This window comes from Dokdonia sp. Hel_I_53, from assembly GCF_007827465.1.
Lineage (GTDB): Bacteria > Bacteroidota > Bacteroidia > Flavobacteriales > Flavobacteriaceae > Dokdonia.
The window spans coordinates 574,583-592,708 of the sequence record NZ_VISL01000001.1 but is presented as its reverse complement, the minus strand read 5'-3'; the positions used below and the strand labels follow the sequence as shown (position 1 = coordinate 592,708).

Genomic DNA, 18,126 nt, shown 5'->3' with positions numbered 1-18,126 from the left:
TCTGTTACATACTCTTAAAGTTTTATAAAACACTTAAACAAGGTTTTTAAATTTGATAAATTTGTCTGCTTGTAAAGATGCGTTCTAGTGATAGACGTCTCATTAGAATGAACACTTATCTTGATAGCCTTCATGACCAATTTTTCCTTGATTAAGAAAATTACTTTCAAACTATTTTTTATTATTATTTTTTCTGCTTCCGCAACTAGCGAAGCTCAAACCATTGAAAAAATTAAAGAGATTTTCACCTTTTATCCTAATTATAGAGCGGTAGAAAAAGACTCAACTATTTACAAACAAAAGTTTATTGTTGCGCCTGTTTTATCCTATTCCCCAGAGACTAATTTAGGTTTTGGAACTGGTGCAAAATATCTTTTTAAATTTAATGGAAGCGGGGAAGAAACCAGAGTTTCAAATATGCCCATCACTGCACAATACACTTTGAATAGTCAGTTTTTTTTGTATTCCGGTTTTGAAATATTTACCAATCAGGAAAAATGGGTCATTGAGGGGAACCTCCTTTTTCAAAATTATCCACGATTCTATTACGGCATAGGTAGTAATACCCCTAAAAGTGCAGAAGAACAGTATGACTACTATCAATTTCTAGTAGAACCTATTTTTTTGAAACAACTATTTCATAGGTATTTATTTATTGGTGCGGGCTTTCGGTATAATCACATCTATAAAACAGCATTTGAGCCCGATGGTCTCATTGCTCAAAACCAACCTGATGGATTTGATGGCTCAACCTCAGTAGGAGCAGAGGCCGCAATACTTTTTGATAATAGAAGTAATATTTTAAATGCACAAGACGGTTCTTACCTAGAGTTTACGTATGGACAATACGGAAAGGTATTAGGAGGAACTCATACCTTTAATTTAACTCGTTTAGATTTTAGACATTTTGTGGATATTTCTGAGAAGAATGAAGATGTATTGGCATTTCAATTTTTTGGCCAATTTACGCGTGGAGATATTCCTTTTTCTGAGTTCTCCTTTTTTGGCGGAAGCGATATTATGCGAGGCTACAAAGAAGGACGCTACGTAGATCGCGATCTTTTAGCAACTCAGGTGGAGTACAGAAAAAACTTTGAAAATTCACCTTGGGGCCTAGTAGGGTTTTTAGGCACTGGTGATGTATATCACAATGTAAACGAATTTCAATTTGGGAATTTGAAACCCAATTATGGAGCAGGGGTTCGCTTTGCGATAGAGGAGGAGGAAAACCTGAATCTTCGTTTTGATGTAGGCTTCGGGGAAAAAGGTGCTTACGGCTTCTATTTTAGTATTGCAGAGGCTTTTTAATTAGGTCAAGCAAAAAAACACATTCAAAAATGCTATTCCTTAAAGCAGGATAAGGGATATAGCAAACATAGCTGCATTACACACTTTGAAAGCCCTATCACCAATTCACATACATTAATAATCAATAGCGTTAAGCCAAATTTTGGTTTATCCTTACCTTGCATAAAAAAATTGAATGACCAAAAACAACCATAATCAATGGGTGAGTTGGAATGAAAATATTCAACATAATTACAATAAGAGATTTGAAATAAAAACTGAAGAACAATTTTCTGAAGTTATTAAAAATGCAGAGAATGTTAGGTATTACGGGAGTAAGCAATCTTCATCAGATATTTCCGCTGGGACGGATACGCTTATTAATATTGACAATTATAATAAAATTCTAGAAACCAATACAGCACTTAAACAAGTTACTGTTCAATCTGGAATGAAATTAAAAGAGTTACTAGAATACGTAGAAAGTCAAAACTGGTGTATTCCCTGTCTTCCAGATATTAATACAGTTACCATTGGTGGCGCATTAGCCACAGGAACACACGGCACTAGTGGAAATTTATTAGCTTCCTATGTTGTACGATGCCGATTGATTATTGCAGATGGATCTATCAAGACCATAGAAGATACTCATGAATTCATGGATGCTCTTAGAGTATCGTTAGGTGTATTAGGTGCTTTTTCTACCATTACCTTTCAGTGCGTTGAGAATTATACGTTACATATCAAAGAAGGACCCGAAAGAGATAAGCTCTGGCTTAATAAATTAAATAGCTACTTAAATCAAAATGATTTTCTCAGAATTTTATGGTTGCCACATACAGATATTGGCTACGTAATAAAGGGGAATAAAATTGACCCCTCTCAAGAAGTGGTTGAAGATCTAGGCCCTAGCTATTTGAAAAACAGAAGAAAAGTGTCTAAAATTCTTTATAAATACAGTCACGTCATTCCGTGGTCAACGTATTTTGCAAACAAAATTTTACATTACTGGTTTTTTAGGAGCAAGAAAGAACATAAAGGCAGTTTATATCAAGCAACAGTGACAAAATCTAGAGGATCAACATTAGAGTTAGCAGAATGGACGGTTGCTTTAGACGTCTTTCCAAAGGTATTTGAAGAATTAAAAGCTGCCATTAATAGTTTTAAAAACAAGTCATTTGTCCATATCCCAATGGATATACGTTTTATTAACCAAGATAACTCTTGGTTAAGTTATGCCTACAATAATAGTACGACAGTTACTATGGGCTGCGTCTCTAGAAACGCAGCATCGGCAGATAGTTATGAAGCGTTCGAAACCATAGAGAACATATTTTTAAAATACGGCGGTAGACCGCATTGGGGAAAGCGATTTATAGCTAAGGATACCGAACTGTCAAAAGTATACCCTAAATGGAATGACTTCAAAGAATTGCGCAAGAAAATGGATCCAACCAATAAATTTCTAAACAGCTATTTATCACGATTATTTGGAGAAAAATCACCTAGAAATGACAGTTAAGGCGGTTCTTTTTGATCTAGATGGTGTACTAGTAGATAGCAGAAAACTGCATCATAACTCGTGGTGCTTTGCAGTAAAAGATGTTTGCGGAGTAACGCTAGATGAGTTTCCTCAATCTAGAGTATCTGGAAAATCTCCAAAAGTCATTGCTCAAATTTTGAGTGATTTATATGGAGATAGCTCAAAGGCTAGTGAGATTTTATTTTGTAAAAATGCCCATCTTAAAAATCAAAGCAATACCATTTCGTTATTGCCCGGTGTGGCAAGTTTGTTTACATTGTTCAAAGAGAAAGGCATACCCTTTGGCATCGCAAGTAATGCTAGTAGGCACTTTGTTTCGCAGTGCATCAAAAATGGAAATTTAGAGGTGTTACACTTTTATGGATATGAAGATTATACTAAAGCAAAACCAAATCCTGAACCTTACCAAAAATTGGCCACTACATTAGGTATTGCTACTAAAGATTTTAAAGACGTTTTTGTTTTTGAAGATAGTCAACCCGGAATAACTGCAGCACTCAATGCAGGTATGCAAGTTATTCATATACATTCCTACAGCGTTGTTTCTCCAGAAGTAAGAGATCAAGTGCGGTTTTCATTTGAGAATGTTGGCGAAGCGATTGCGTTGTTTGAACAAATATTAGAGTAATTAAAAATCTTCTATATTGTGCTAACTTGTGCATTATTTGATGCTCAATGAAAAATGTTTGAATTAATTTTTAAATAAAGAAATATGAAAAATATAATAATAATTCTTACGCTCATTGTTTCGTTTGCTGCCGCTGCACAGGAATCTGATTACACCATATCCTCATATTTAGATGCAGGTGTAAAGGCTCCAAATACACATTACATAGGAGAAGCTTGGCTAAACAGGATTTTGCAAGAGGGCGGTGATTTGTCCTATAATGTAGTAAAAGCTACATTCAAGGCAAATTCAACTTTAGATTGGCATAAACATAGCACCGCACAAGTATTAATTATCGTAGATGGTGTGGGTTATTATCAAGAGAAGGGAAGAGAACCTTTTGTAATGAAGACTGGTGATATCATTAAATGTCCAGAAAATACGGAACACTGGCATGCGTCGTCAAAAGATAACGACGTGACGTATCTAGCACTTTACAGTGGAGTGACACCAACAGAATGGACAGAAGTCCTAAGTCAAGAGTATTATGATACTATAGCTGAAAAGCTCAAAGCTAACTAGGTTTAATCCTTTCATTAGAAAACAATTCTAACAAAATACACCTAGACACTTTATATCTAGAACTATAAAAATAGCACAAGGAAAGCCCTATTCGCATCGTTTCGCAACTATATTAAAATGCTCTCTGCGGTGCCTGCTTTTTACTTGAAACCACACTGGAAGAGAAGTGGAAATGTGTGCGTGATTTATTATCGAACTAATTTTCATCAGTTGCAAAACTACCTTCAAAACCAGTAGCATAAAATTGACAGAGCGGTATTTTATGTGAGACCAAAACTTCTACGTTGCTTTATAGTACATAAAACTAAAGAATAGTGCCATTATAAGTTTTTTGCTTTCGCGAAAGCGAAATATCGTCCTACACTAGCCAAAAAAAATAGGTAGTACTCATCAATAGTGTATGTACATTGAAATCCATGATAATGAGATCCATGAGCCATATCTACAGTTTTGTTTTGCTTTCGCGAAAGCGGAATTTCAATAAAAGCCTATAGATTAAAAATTTTCACGTTATTTGCAATAACCCCAAAATATTGTATGCAATTTCAATTTTTAAAAAAGCGAAAGTTCTGGTGGAGAAGCATCGCGTTTCTTATACTTCTTCCTATTCTTTTGACTGGGATGTTAGTGCTCTATGTTTTCTCAAAGCAAGATGAAATTATCCAAAATGAAATTGCCATTTTAAATACGCAGCATAAGGGTCTTGTTACTATAGGAGACACTCATTTATCACTTTTTAGCAATTTTCCTGATCTATCGTTTAAAGTTGATGATGTCAAAATTTATGAAACTAAAGAGACATCTCAAAGAGCCATTCTGGACGTAGCCGATATTTACATCGGATTTAATATATGGGATATTTTAGATGGCAATTATCAAATACGATCGCTTATCGTAGAAGAAGGGTTTTTTGACATCGTGTTTCACACAGATGGAACAATTAACCTTGAAAATGCCCTAAAACCACTTACAACAACTGAAAATAATCCTGACGAATTTGCAAATATTCAACTTAAAAATATCACGTTATATGATTTAGATATCCATAAAAAGGATGAGACAGAACATACAGATTTAGAAGTGTTCATGTACGAAGGTAAAGGTGGCTTTGAGATCAATCCCAATCTAATTTCGGCACATATCGATACTGATTTTGAAATGAATCTTATCGATCATGGAGATACTACTTATATCCGTCACAAGCATTTTGAGTTGCATACAGATCTCCTGTTCCAAAAAGAAACTGGACTGCTCTCTATCAAGCCTTCGGGACTTACTATGGAGCATGGTGATTTTAAGATCGAAGGATCAATAGATACTCATAATGACATGTATGTTGATCTTGCCATAAACGGAACAAAACCTAATTTTGATATGTTTATCGCATTTGCTCCAGAGGAATTTATACCCGTTTTAGAACGGTATAAAAATGCGGGTGATATTTTCTTTAACGCAGTAGTAAAGGGCCCCACGCTTAACCAGCAATCGCCTTTCTTTGATGTTACTTTTGGAGCAAGTGAGGCTTTTCTAGAAAACACAGATAGAGGGAAACGTATCAATGATATGGGCTTTAATGGGCATTTTACTAATGGAGAAGAGCGAAATTTAAAAACTACTTCTTTCTCCCTCAAAGACATGACGGCCCAACTGGAGACTGGAAAGCTACTCGGTGAGATTGTTGTGCGCAATTTTGAAGCGCCAGATATAGAAATGAAAATAAATGTAGATTTCGACCTAGAGTTTATGACCAGCTTTCTCAATTTAAATGACGTAGAAAACACAACGGGGAAAGTGTCGCTAGAAATGAATTTTCATGATATTATAGATTTAGATCAACCAGAATTAGCTCTAAATACGCTTAATCAGTCCTATTTTAGCGAACTTACCATTGAGAATCTTAGCTTTTCTTCAGAAAGTCTTCCCGCTCCATTAGAAAAGGTAAATGCACATGTCATTATGAATGGGAAAGAGGCCACTCTTGATCAATTTGATATGGTACTGGGTGCCTCAGATGTTTCTATCACTGGCTTTATATCAGACCTTCCTGCCATTATACATCACACTGCTACTCCAGTCGAAGTGCATCTAGATATTCAATCAGATGCACTGGATATTGCCGAAATTACTGGGTATTCTAAAGAAGACAATACAGGTGTCGATGAAAAGGTGAGAAACCTAAGCGCTGGATTTTCGTTTAAAGCCTTAGCAAGTGCCTATAAAGATGCCACCTATTTACCAAAAGGGGAATTTTTTATAGACAGTCTTAACGCCCAGCTCAAGCACTATCCACACAAGTTGCATGATTTTCATGTGGACTTTTTGATTGACGATCAAGACCTAAGCATCGTAGATTTTACTGGCTATATCGACGATTCAGATTTTCATATAAATGGGAAAGTACGAGAATATCCCTTCTGGATGCAAAAGAAACTAAATGGGGATGTAACGCTAGACCTTACGCTTTACTCAGATCTGTTGAGACTAGAAGATGTTTTTTCTTACGAGGGTGAAAATTATGTTCCAGAAGAGTATCGTCATGAAGCGTTTAGCAATTTAGCCTTACATCTCACCTCTAGCATGCATTATAAAGATTCTGGCTTGCAATCGATCGATCTTACACTTGATAAACTTACTACGAAGATGAAACTACATCCTCTAAAATTTGAAAATTTTGAGGGACGTTTTCATTATGAAGATGATCATCTTAAAATACAAGGTTTTCAAGGTACTATAGGGCGAACCAATTTTGATGTAGACATGAATTATTATCTCGGTAGTAATCAAAGCATCAAAAAGAGAGCTAATTATCTTGGATTAAAAGCCAATTATATTGATTTTGATGAGCTTTTCTCATTTACTACTTCACCCATAGAAAATACTTCAACACAAACATCAACTACAAAAGCAGATGTAAAAGAGCATGTGGAGGCTTTTAATGTGTACGAGCTACCCTTTACAGATATGACGTTTGAGGTAGCTATAGACCATTTCATAAAGAATCGCATTGATTTACAACAAATCAATGCAAAGTTACGAACGACACAAAATCATTATGTGTATGTCGATACTCTTACCATGAACGCGGCAGGAGGTAATTTTAAAATGTCTGGTTATTTTAATGGAAGCGATCCAAAACATATTTACATGAAACCCGACTTGGTGGCGACTAATGTAGATCTCGATAAACTACTGTTTAAGTTTGAAAACTTTGGACAAGATCATTTAGTCTCAGATAATCTAAAAGGGCGTGTTTCCTCTCATATCACTGGGAACATTAGAGTGTATCCCGATCTAGTGCCCGATCTGGATCAGTCTGAAATACAAATGGATGTAGAGGTATTAGAGGGAAAGCTTTTAAATTATGAACCCATGTCTTTATTATCAGATTATATGGGAGATAAAAATCTTAAAAGCATCAAATTTGACACCATTAAAAATCATCTCGATATCAGCAAAGGACGTATTACCATTCCTAATATGACTATCGAGTCTACCTTAGGACATATGGAAGTTTCGGGGACGCAAGACAGTGATTATAATATAGAATACTACTTGAAAATACCTTGGAAAACGGTAAAGAAAGCAGCTCGGTATAAATTGTTTAGTAGCAAGAAAAACGCGGGTGCAAATCTGCAAGAAGAGGAAATCATAGAAGTAGACACCACCAAAAAAGTACGCTACCTCAATCTCAAACTTTACGGAAACATCGATGACTATGAGATCTCGATGGAAAAAGCAAAAAAGGCTAAGAACGATTGATTCCTAAGAAAGAATTTTTGGGTTTTAAGATATCACTTTCGTGAAAACGTGATTCACTTTACAATAGTAATATCTCATAAACCTTCAACGGATATAAAGACTGCACTAAAATTGTACACAAATGATTAATTTTAAATAAAAAATTAAGATTGTTAGAAAAGAGATCATTGCAGCAGCAAGAACCACTCACAGAAGTAGACTATTTTATCTATTGTCTAGAGGGCGTAGCAGATATAGAAACCGTCACGCATACCGATACACAACAGGACCTACTTCAATTAGCTGACACTTATGGAGTGGCCAGCATTCACAAAACCTGCGATACGATCGAAGGTTTGGAAGATAGCTTAAACGCATTGATACTGGATGATCATCACTTTAAGGATTATGAGATCATTTATTTAATCATGCAAGGCGAATCTAATACGATTTGTTTAAACGAGTATTATTACAGTATACAAGAGATTGCAGAAATTTTTGAAGGAAGACTCACGGGGAAAATCTTACATTTCTCAAATGCCAAGGTGCTTGACTTAGACGAAGAAGAAGCTCAATATTTTCTAGACATTACGGAGGCAAGGGCAATTTCTGGCTATGGTAATGCGTACAACGGCATATCCAGCGCAAATCTGGATAAAGCGTTCTTTTATTTATTTAAGGAAGATGATGACATGCTAGCGGTTGTCGAAGATTTGCATAAAAAACATTATGCGGCTTGTAAGTTGCTCGACTTTAGACTGTACTATTAAAGAAGTTCGCTTTCGCGAAAAAGAAGGTAGGAGGGAAGTGGACGAACTTCTGATTAATGGCAGTGAAATATTTTAAATGATCTATTCTTTTGAGCTGCAATTTTCAATAAATGGGTTTTTTATACTTTGACAAGCTCAATACAAGCATAAAAGCGAATTATAACTACACAGTGAAACGTTGGCATAAAATGCTTTTACATAATTCCTGACGATATAAGCCTAAAGGCAATTATATCTGGAACTATGTAAATTAGCGCAGAAAAAGCGCTATTCGCAAATATGTAAAAATATTCTCTAATGTTCTGCGTTATGTAACTTGAGCTTTGGTTAAAAGCGAAAGTTGTTACTATATTCATTGATTTTTTTCTTTCTAAAAACTTTGTTTTCAAAAGTTTCTTCTACAATGTTAATGGAACACTTTTTATGCGACGACGTAGGAGGGAAGCGTAATATGTGTGGAATGGGTTAAAAAGAAAAAAGCCCTAAAATATAAATTAGGACTTTAAATATTTAGAATCCTAAAAAGGATATTATTTTCAAGGCGGGACTCGAACCCGCGACCACCTCCTTAGCAGGGAGGAGCTCTATCCACTGAGCTACTTGGACATTACTAATGTACGAATTTTTTCAAAAGAGTAAATGCTAAATCTTAAATTAAAATGTATTTTTAAGAATGGAAGATTATGAAGATTTTATAAAATATATATCAAAGAAGAATACATCCGAATTATTGAAATTATTTTCAATATTACAATTATGTCCAGAAAATCATGGTAAAAATTTAAGGTTAGAAATCATTCTTAGTTTGCTAGCTAAGAACATGAATAATATTAATAATGAACTTAATTATGATGGAGTTGTAAATGCAATTCAAGAAATGTTTCCAAGTGATTATCGAGAAGACCCAGTTGAAACTTCATTCACAGAAAATTTTCATTTTTCAAATGGTAATAATATAGTTTTTCCTGGAATTGTAATTAATAGTACAGAAATAGTTCAAGGACTTGCATACAGTATATTACATGCAGAAAATGATTTAAGCAATGAGTTCAAAAAAAGCATGTTTGAATCTATTATATTTTTCCTTTCAATACATTCAAATATTGCATCTGAAATTGGATTAAAAAGATATACTTGTTTAGAGAATAATGACAATGAGTTATTTTTTCCTGACGAAGACTTTTTTAATACGCATAAAGATTTAGTATGCTTTAGTAGAGAAGAACTACAAGCTATTTATAATAAATTTAATATTAAAAGTGATGTTATAAGTAGTTTTGTTTTTGATATAGAAAATGATGAAATAGACTTAATTAATATTAACAAAAACCCAATTCTTTTAAAACCATTTGTCATATTTAATGACGTATATTATCTGATATTTCCAAGTGCACAAATGTACTCACTTAACAATTATATTGTTAGTGAATTAAAAAGCAATAACTACTTAGAAGAATTATTAAAAATTTATGATTTAAACATTGAAAATGATTCTTTTAAAGAGTTAAGAAAAATGAGTTGGTCAATGACTGATTTAAACGTTCAAATCAAAAACAAATTAGAATTAAGTGATGGTGAATCAATATGGCAATTTGATGAAAATAAATTAGCTTATGTGAATGTTTTATTGAATTCCAGTCATGAAGATAGTAACTATGAAGAAAGAGCAAGTAAAGTAATTTCCATTGTTCGTGATAAGGTTAATAATGACAATTATCAATTCTTAACATTATTAATAATTTCTTCTTATACAACTACAGATGATGAGTTCTTTGCTTTAAAAGATATTGACGGTTCAGATAATTTTTTAATGATAAGTATTTTTGATTTAAAAAGATTGAATAGTAATTGGAATTTAAATAAACTTTCCCTTTGGAAATATTGTAAAGCTTATGATAGAGCAATAAATAAAGGAGTTAGAGTAGCTCCGTTTTATTCTGTTTTAACATATTACAAATATTATACAAAGAATAGCGACTCATTTTTTGATAGTGATAAAGCTTATAATGGCTTATTTTTTGATTTTGGAATGCAAGGTAAAGTAATAACTGATTGTAATATTCAAAACGATGAGCACGGTGTTGCTTATTTTAAATCCAAAAGAGGTCTTGGTTATTTACCTGTATATAAAACAGCAAAACATGCGCCTATTTATTTATCTCAAGAATATTATATTGGTATTTATAAAACTGCCATAGAATTATTTGATTATCCAATATGGATAACTAGTCCTAAAAAAAGGGACACTATGACTATTCATTTCATTGATGCAATTGCCCATTGGTTAAATGAACTTTATCCATCACTTAAAAATTATTTTAATCATCCTATACCTTTCCCAATTGAAATCATAATCACATTGGATGAAAAATTATATGATTTCAATCCACAAGAATTACATGCTTTCAAGAAAGATACTTTTAACCTTAATTATGAACTTATAGCAGAAGAAGGAAAAATTAAAATACAAGTCCCTTTTGAATTTTATGCTGTACTTCATAGAAAAGATAATCATGGAGAAAGACAACTAATGTCCGTAGTTGTAGAAAGCATTAGTAAATTATTTAGCAAAATTGGTTATAAGGATTTGAATGAGGAAAATATTCAGTTAATGATTGATAAGCATATTCCTTTAGGCTCCGCAAAAATGATTCTAACAGTAGATTCAAGTTACAATTTGAAGATTGACCCAAGACATATACCTAAAATAAGGTTTGTACAAAAATATGACAACTCTTTTATTTTAGAAGAGATAGTTACCTGGCTCAATTATGGCGAAAAAATTCCTGAAGATATAAATGACAAAAAAAGTAAGATTAAATTACTTGTTGATTGTGTCAACATTATTATTAAAGAACTTAGGATTAGATTAATTGAGTACAATACATTTGAGCTATTAAAATTTTTAATGTATCGTCATGAAGCAATAATACAGGCCAATGAATATAGAAAGCTTTATATACCAGCGAGATTAGAATGTTTTTCAAAATATACAGATGTTTTTAATGAATTTCAAGAATCAGAATCAGAACACGTAAATTCATCGTTATCAATGAGATGTCTTATAGAGTTTGTAAGTTCTGAACCATATTTTGGCGAAAAGTTACCAAATGATGATGATGTTGATTATTTACTGTCATTAATGAATGAAATGATTTATTTTGGATATGTTCAAGATTTAATAAGATTTGATATAGACAATCCTAAAATGGGATTATTAGAATCTGGAAGGATTGGAATAAGTAAAGGTTTTTTTGATGATGTATTAAATAAGTATAACATATCGAATAAAGAAGATGAATTGGTTGACTACAAAGAGAATTTTGAATCAAATTTCAATTTACATGAAAAGAAAGAATTAGATGAAGAAGATGATTATATAAACAAAATAGATGAGGCGTTTTTAAATGATTGGGGTATTACATTTTTAGAAATAAACACAATATCATTGTTTTTGGCCGAATATTGTTTTCTTCAAGAAAGTTCATATTTTAAAATGGAAGAAGATGAACTCATTGAATTAATAATAAAAGAAACAAAATTCAATCAAGAAAAAATTACTTTATATTTTAATGTGCTTACACTAAATAGTAGAGGGAAAATGGATAAGCCACCTGATGGTTATATTATTCCTGAAATCTTTCCTTGGAGATACAATAGAAAACTCTCTTACTTAAGAAAACCTCTAATTAAAATTATTGATGATGAGAAAAAAGTTTGGTACTTATGGAGCTCAAGATTTTTAATTAAAGCATCAGATAATTTGATATATCAATTTTCAAATGGAAGCCTTAGAGTAGAGGACGAGCATAATAAAATTAAAAATATAATAGCGAATCGCCTTAATTTGAAAGGTAAGAATTTTAGAAATGAAGTGAAGGATTGGTTAGTTGAGAATACTCAATTAAGAGTCATAGATTTTGAAGTTAAAATTGATGTAAAAGGAGCTTTAGTTGCTAATAAAAATTATGGAGATATAGATATTTTAGCATTTGATGATAGGACTAAATTGATATATTCAATTGAATGCAAAAACACTAAACAAGCAAAAATAATGTATGATTTCCAACGTGATATAAGAAATTACACATCAAAGCAGCTGCCAAAACATGTAGAAAGAAATAATTGGTTAATTGATAATGTTAGTCAATTATCAGATAAATTTGGTGAAAAAGTTGATACTTACAAAGTAAAATCTTTAGTTGTGTCATCATATCAATTACCTATCAAATTTTTGGAAAAAACAGAATTACCAATTTATTCGTTCAATGAAATTAAAAGGTCAAAAATATTTTGATAATAAAATTATGTAAAATAGAATCTCGATGCTAAACTTGGCCTCATAAAATTTTGGTCAAAACAATAGGAGAAATGAGCGTCCATATTTTAGGGATTTAGTAATACAGTTTCTTAAGAGTTTCAATTAAACAAGAAATTTCAAAGCAATGTTAACTAATTACAATCTTTCCTAAAATATAGCGAATGAGCCGTTAATTGCTTCCAAAATTATATGCAGCCTTGAATTTTTGTTTCTTTTGTTTCAAGACAAAAGATAATGAAACATTAAAAAAAGGTTTAATTGGAGTTCTAAATATAACAAGTGCATAGAAATTATCTCGCAGAGTAATTTTATGCTCTTGTGGCAAGCTTACGAGAATCCCATAAAATTTTTTTTGACTTACATTTTCTCGAATACGCGATTTATAATAAGAGCAAAAAGGTTAGCTTTTATTTAGGCGTTGGCAAGCGATGGATAATTGTGTGTAAAAAATTACTGCGATAGCATAATGTTTTTGAAAACGAAATCGAGCGCATTTGCGTGCGGGGATTTTATACTTCAACAAGCTCAGTACAAGGATAACAGCTAATTATAACTGCACAGTGAAACATTGGCATAAAATGCTTTTACATAATTACTCACAGGTTTCTATTTAATATATAGGATTTCGTGAATCTCCTAAAGTCGATTTGTCTGACGATATAAGCCTAAAGGCAATTATATCTGGAACTATGTAAAATAGCGCAGAAAAAGCGCTATTCGCATATATGTAAAAATGTTCTATAATTTATATTATGTCAAATAGGATATTTGACAATCTCAGAAGTCATTCATTTTACTAGTATCTTTACTTCCCTTACATTTGCCGCACACTTTTTAATAAGATCTGTTTACACATTGCTTCTCTACAGAAGATGTTGGGTAGAATAATCATACGTTAAAAACCTAACCAACAATTCATGTCTAAATTACCCGCAAGCTATCGCTTTGTAGATCTTTCTGATTATGGTCGGCCTGTTGCCAAACGTATTGCGCAATCGTTCCAATACACCAAGGTTAACGCCATACACGTTACCTGGATGTTCATTGTAGCTGGACTAGCGGCTATTGCTAGTATTTATTTTCATCAGTACAGATGGGCCCTTCTTTTTTTACTTTTAAAATCTACACTAGATGCTGCAGATGGTGAGCTTGCCAGGCTCAAAAAGCAACCTAGTTATACAGGGCGGTATTTTGACTCAATCGCAGATATAGTACTCAATGCCGCCATTTTTTATACCCTTTTTCTAAATGTAGCTACCCCTTGGTGGATGGCTGCGCTGGCTTTTGTTGGGATGCAATTGCAAGGTACCTTATACAATTACTATTATGTAATCTTACGTAATCAAGTAGATGGAGATCTTACGAGCCAAATATTTGAAACCTCCACTCCCACTGCGTTACCGGGTGAGAAGCAGGCTACAGTTACCCTTCTTTATCGCTGTTACAGAATCCTTTATGGCGGCTTTGATGCTGTGATTTATCGATTAGATCCTAGTGCTCCAGAGGGCAAAATACTACCTAAATATTTGATGACCGCTGTATCTACCTTTGGCTTAGGGTTTCAGCTGGCAGCTATCGGTTTGTTGCTGGTGCTTGGCTTTCAAGCCTATATCATTCCATTTTTTATGGCTTATACCGGAATGATTCTCGTTTTCATCCTGCTACGTAAACGCATTGGCCGCAACGTATAATTTCCACGCACGTACATTTGGAGTTAAGAAATAGACATGTAAAAGATGTTTTTACGCTTTCGCGAAAGCGTGCTCCTAATTAGCTACCTCAATCTGTGTGTAAGAAGTGAGTGCTCCTTCATATCTAATGGTAGACCGTTGTGAACTGTTAACCACGATATCCGTTTTAAGACTTGGGAAAACCGTCATCGTGACATCATAAACTTCTGTCCCTTCCTTTACAGAAAATGTGACAATTTCCGTTTGTTTCTTTTTGTTTTGCAGTACTTTATAGTCGGTCACCGTACTGGATGCTTCAAAACCTGTAGGTGTGCTAAAACCACCACTAAGTTGGCGTACTCCATAAAAAGGAAGCTGCATAACTACGCTATCGTGTATCACTCGCAAAAAATTAGGGGTACCCTGCAATTGAATCATACCGCTTGTACTTCCCATTCCCAATAATCTGCGGCTTGCTAACTGTTGTAGAGGATCACTAGGCATTGGGTAAGCTCTATCTGCTTTAAATTCGTAATTTTTGTTCTCTATTAACGCGTGCCTAGCATCTATCTGCCGTATTACACTGGGCGTAAGTTCCTTTGTTGTACTGCAGGCACTAGCAATACCTAAGATAAAGAGTATATATATTGCTTTCATACTACATTTTTTCTTAAATATATCAACTTTTATACCTAATTAAAAGTTTCTTAAGGTAAGATACGTTGGCTTAAAGGGTTGATGTATTTTTGTGCCATGCAAAAAAGTCGTGCTTCACAGGTTGAATTTATTGGATTGATGGCGGCTTTAATGTCTGTCACAGCACTCGCTATAGATGCCGTCTTGCCAGCATTAGACGTTATAGGGGAAGTCATTGATACTACAACTCCTGCCGACAATCAATTGTTAATCATTATGATTTTTCTAGGCTTAGGAATAGGCCCCTTGGTTTTTGGACCACTTGCAGATGCTAAGGGGCGTAAATCTTCTGTCTATATAGGTTTCTCCATATTTATAGCAGCCAGTTTTATCTGTATATATGCGCGCAGTCTAGAGGTGATGATTGTAGGACGTATTTTACAAGGTATAGGTCTCTCTGCACCGCGCACCATTTGTATTGCGATTATAAGAGATCAATATGAAGGAGATTTTATGGCGCGAGTGATGTCTTTTGTTACGGTGGTTTTCTTATTAGTCCCTATTGTAGCCCCAGCCTTAGGGAAAGTTACTTTAGATGCTTTTAACTGGGAAGCTATATTTTTAGGTCAAATAGTGATTAGTATGCTGGTGATGATTTGGTTTTGGAGACGGCAAAAAGAAACGCTAAAACCTGAGAATGTCATCCCATTTTCTATAAAAAGAATAACGCGCGGATTTCTTGAAGTAGTCAAATACAAGCAAACGATGGGTTTTACGATCATTCAAGGATTTATTGTAGGTTCCTTTTTAGTTTATATAAGTGCTTCTCAACAAATATTTGAGAATCAATACGACTTGGTCGATGAGTTTCCATTTATTTTTGCAGGTCTAGCCATCTCTGTAGGTATCGCGACATTCTTAAACGGTTCCTTTGTCGTACGTTTTGGTATGCGCAATATCGTCACGGGCGCGATTGTTGGTTTTTTTCTGGTGTCTTTGTTATATGTGATCTTATTTTACAATGTTCCACACCCCTCTGTGTTTATACTCGTAGGCTTTTTTGCCATGCAGTTTTTCTGTATCGGCTTCCTGTTTGGAAATTTAAGAGCCCTTGCGATGCAGCCCGTTGGGCACATTGCAGGGATTGGTGCCGCTATAACAGGTTTTATTGCTACGATGATGTCTGTGCCTATTAGCACCTTTATAGGGAGATTTGTGGAAGAAACCACATTGCCTTTATTTATAGGTTTTTCTGTCTGCGGAGGAGTTTCTATTATTATTTTATTACTATTGCGAAAGGATTTTAAGACAGCAGCTATTGCAAAACACTAATTTACTTGACTTTATAGCACAAAAAAAAGTGCCGTTAGGCACTTTTTAAATTATCTAAAAGATTCGCTTTTATTCTTCTACGACCATGACAGACTTTGCATTCATAAATTCTTTTAAACCGAATCCTCCGTGCTCACGTCCATATCCAGAGTCTTTTACACCTCCGAAGGGCATCATAGGTTGTGCTAATCCGTAAGAATTTACAAATACCATCCCAGTGTCAAAGTGTTTTTGAGCTAGTTCGATAGCTCCTTTTTGATCTTTAGAAAAGATTCCTCCTCCAAGGCCAAAGCGGCTGTCGTTTGCAATACGCATAGCATCCTCATTGTCTTTTGCTCTTATAAGCGAGGCGACAGGTCCAAATAACTCATCATCGTAAGCTGGCTGTCCTGGCTCAACATTACTAAGTACAGTTGATGGATAGAAATATCCTTTTCTAGAAGGTATCTCCCCTCCTACTTCAATCACTGCTCCTTTCTCTACACTTTCTGATACCTGATCGTGTAGCATATCTCTTAGGTCTTTACGAGCGATGGGGCCTAACTGTGTGTCACCGTCATTAGGGTTGTCCATTTTTACGTCTTTCATGCCTTTTACAAAGCCTTCCTTAAATGCATCATAAACCTTATCTACCACCACAAATCTTTTTGCAGCGATACAGGTCTCTCCATTATTTACAATGCGCCCTTGTACACATGCTTCTACAGCAGCTTCTACATCGGCATCATCAAGCACCAGGTAAGCATCATTACTACCTAATTCCATGACGGTTTTCTTTAGGGCTTCTCCAGCAACCTTAGCCACTTGACTTCCACCAGCTGAACTTCCTGTAAAAGTAACGCCTCTTACTTTTTCATTTTGAATGAGCTCGTTAGATTGATCATGATCAATCACTAATACTTTAAATAAACCTTTTGGTACTCCTGCTTTTACAAGGATTTTCTCAACTAGTAGCGCACTTCCAGTGACATTCTGTGCGTGTTTTAATAACACACCATTTCCTGCCATGAGATTAGCGATCGCAACACGCAATGGTTGGTATGCTGGGAAATTCCATGGTTGTATGCTGTAAATGACTCCTTCTGGAGCATAGGTGATCAAACCTTTCCCTCCATTGGGAAGCTCTCGCTCAATAGGTTCCAACTCTTTTGCAGCATTCTTTGCTGTATATTCTGCAATTGCTATACAAAGGTCCACTTCGCTCTCTCCTTGGGTAATTACTTTCCCCATCTCATCAGTCATTAATTGTGAGAGTTCCTTTTTGTGTGCTTTTAGTTGGGTGCCTATTTCTTGAAGTATTTTACCTCTTTCTTCTATAGATACTATTTTCCAATCTTCAAATGCTTTATGACACGCTTCTAGTGCATCAAACATTTCATCATTGGTTATATAAGTGTACTTTTCTATTATTTCTTCTGTAAACGGATTAATGGTTTTAAATCCACCTTTAATTTCTCTTTCCATAGTTTATTTATTTTTTTATTTAAAATTATGATGATCTTGAATGATTGCTTTGACTTTTAATACATTTTATGATGGGGTTTTTGAGAACATTAACGAGTTACAGCCTAATCGTACTATAGGTTTAAGGATCTAGGACTGCCTGAGGGATGAAGCAAGTGTCTACGTTGTAAAAAAAT

11 protein-coding genes are annotated in these 18,126 nt (G+C 34.2%); 9 read left to right on the top strand and 2 right to left on the bottom strand.

Going from position 1 to position 18,126, the window contains the following annotated elements; all coding sequences use genetic code 11:
- Nucleotides 1-132: 132 nt before the first annotated feature.
- The 8 genes from OD90_RS02605 to OD90_RS02565 all read left to right on the top strand — a co-directional run bounded on the left by OD90_RS02605 (nucleotide 133) and on the right by OD90_RS02565 (nucleotide 14,539).
- The gene (locus OD90_RS02605; RefSeq protein ID WP_144666154.1) at nucleotides 133-1,308 is read left to right on the top strand and encodes a BamA/TamA family outer membrane protein; all 1,176 of its coding nucleotides are present in this window, start codon (nucleotides 133-135) and stop codon (nucleotides 1,306-1,308) included.
- Nucleotides 1,309-1,483: 175 nt separating this feature from the next.
- Nucleotides 1,484-2,809, top strand: coding sequence for a D-arabinono-1,4-lactone oxidase (locus OD90_RS02600; RefSeq protein ID WP_144666151.1), 1,326 nt, complete (start codon nucleotides 1,484-1,486; stop codon nucleotides 2,807-2,809).
- On the top strand, nucleotides 2,799-3,458 hold the full coding sequence (locus OD90_RS02595) for an HAD family hydrolase (protein WP_144666148.1): 660 nt from the start codon (nucleotides 2,799-2,801) through the stop codon (nucleotides 3,456-3,458). Before OD90_RS02600 ends, OD90_RS02595 begins: the two co-directional genes overlap by 11 nt.
- Nucleotides 3,459-3,542: 84 nt before the next feature.
- Nucleotides 3,543-4,019, top strand: a complete 477-nt coding sequence (locus tag OD90_RS02590) for a cupin domain-containing protein (RefSeq protein ID WP_144666145.1) — start codon at nucleotides 3,543-3,545, stop codon at nucleotides 4,017-4,019.
- A gap of 537 nt (nucleotides 4,020-4,556) precedes the next feature.
- Nucleotides 4,557-7,778 (top strand): AsmA-like C-terminal region-containing protein, encoded by a 3,222-nt coding sequence (locus OD90_RS02585; RefSeq protein ID WP_144666142.1) that lies wholly within the window; start codon nucleotides 4,557-4,559, stop codon nucleotides 7,776-7,778.
- A 149-nt stretch (nucleotides 7,779-7,927) separates the two neighbouring features.
- Complete coding sequence (locus OD90_RS02580) at nucleotides 7,928-8,527, top strand: DUF6642 family protein (RefSeq protein WP_144666139.1); 600 nt, start codon at nucleotides 7,928-7,930, stop codon at nucleotides 8,525-8,527.
- A gap of 673 nt (nucleotides 8,528-9,200) precedes the next feature.
- A complete protein-coding gene (locus OD90_RS02570; RefSeq protein ID WP_144666136.1) occupies nucleotides 9,201-12,824 on the top strand; it encodes a hypothetical protein in 3,624 nt (1,207 codons plus the stop codon).
- 941 nt (nucleotides 12,825-13,765) lie between these two features.
- The gene (locus OD90_RS02565; RefSeq protein WP_144666133.1) at nucleotides 13,766-14,539 is read left to right on the top strand and encodes a CDP-alcohol phosphatidyltransferase family protein; all 774 of its coding nucleotides are present in this window, start codon (nucleotides 13,766-13,768) and stop codon (nucleotides 14,537-14,539) included.
- A 75-nt stretch (nucleotides 14,540-14,614) separates the two neighbouring features.
- Here the strand turns inward: OD90_RS02565 and OD90_RS02560 are convergent, their stop codons facing one another.
- Nucleotides 14,615-15,175, bottom strand: coding sequence for a DUF4251 domain-containing protein (locus OD90_RS02560; RefSeq protein ID WP_144666130.1), 561 nt, complete (start codon nucleotides 15,173-15,175; stop codon nucleotides 14,615-14,617).
- 96 nt (nucleotides 15,176-15,271) lie between these two features.
- Here OD90_RS02560 and OD90_RS02555 point away from each other — a divergent pair, with 96 nt between their 5' ends.
- Nucleotides 15,272-16,486: a multidrug effflux MFS transporter gene (locus tag OD90_RS02555; protein ID WP_144666127.1), complete on the top strand. Its 1,215-nt coding sequence runs from the start codon at nucleotides 15,272-15,274 to the stop codon at nucleotides 16,484-16,486.
- Between the two features lie 69 nt (nucleotides 16,487-16,555).
- Here the strand turns inward: OD90_RS02555 and OD90_RS02550 are convergent, their stop codons facing one another.
- Nucleotides 16,556-17,950, bottom strand: a complete 1,395-nt coding sequence (locus OD90_RS02550) for an NAD-dependent succinate-semialdehyde dehydrogenase (protein ID WP_144666124.1) — start codon at nucleotides 17,948-17,950, stop codon at nucleotides 16,556-16,558.
- Between the last annotated feature and the right edge of the window lie 176 nt (nucleotides 17,951-18,126).

What these genes read in the sequence shown, in the direction of transcription:
- OD90_RS02605 (WP_144666154.1), top strand. Translation starts at nt 133, where the DNA reads ATGACCAATTTTTCCTTGATTAAGAAAATTACTTTCAAACTATTTTTT.
- OD90_RS02595 (WP_144666148.1), top strand. Translation starts at nt 2,799, where the DNA reads ATGACAGTTAAGGCGGTTCTTTTTGATCTAGATGGTGTACTAGTAGAT.
- OD90_RS02555 (WP_144666127.1), top strand. Translation starts at nt 15,272, where the DNA reads ATGCAAAAAAGTCGTGCTTCACAGGTTGAATTTATTGGATTGATGGCG.
- OD90_RS02570 (WP_144666136.1), top strand. Translation starts at nt 9,201, where the DNA reads ATGGAAGATTATGAAGATTTTATAAAATATATATCAAAGAAGAATACA.
- OD90_RS02565 (WP_144666133.1), top strand. Translation starts at nt 13,766, where the DNA reads ATGTCTAAATTACCCGCAAGCTATCGCTTTGTAGATCTTTCTGATTAT.
- OD90_RS02600 (WP_144666151.1), top strand. Translation starts at nt 1,484, where the DNA reads ATGACCAAAAACAACCATAATCAATGGGTGAGTTGGAATGAAAATATT.
- OD90_RS02590 (WP_144666145.1), top strand. Translation starts at nt 3,543, where the DNA reads ATGAAAAATATAATAATAATTCTTACGCTCATTGTTTCGTTTGCTGCC.
- OD90_RS02560 (WP_144666130.1), bottom strand. Translation starts at nt 15,175, where the DNA reads ATGAAAGCAATATATATACTCTTTATCTTAGGTATTGCTAGTGCCTGC.
- OD90_RS02550 (WP_144666124.1), bottom strand. Translation starts at nt 17,950, where the DNA reads ATGGAAAGAGAAATTAAAGGTGGATTTAAAACCATTAATCCGTTTACA.
- OD90_RS02585 (WP_144666142.1), top strand. Translation starts at nt 4,557, where the DNA reads ATGCAATTTCAATTTTTAAAAAAGCGAAAGTTCTGGTGGAGAAGCATC.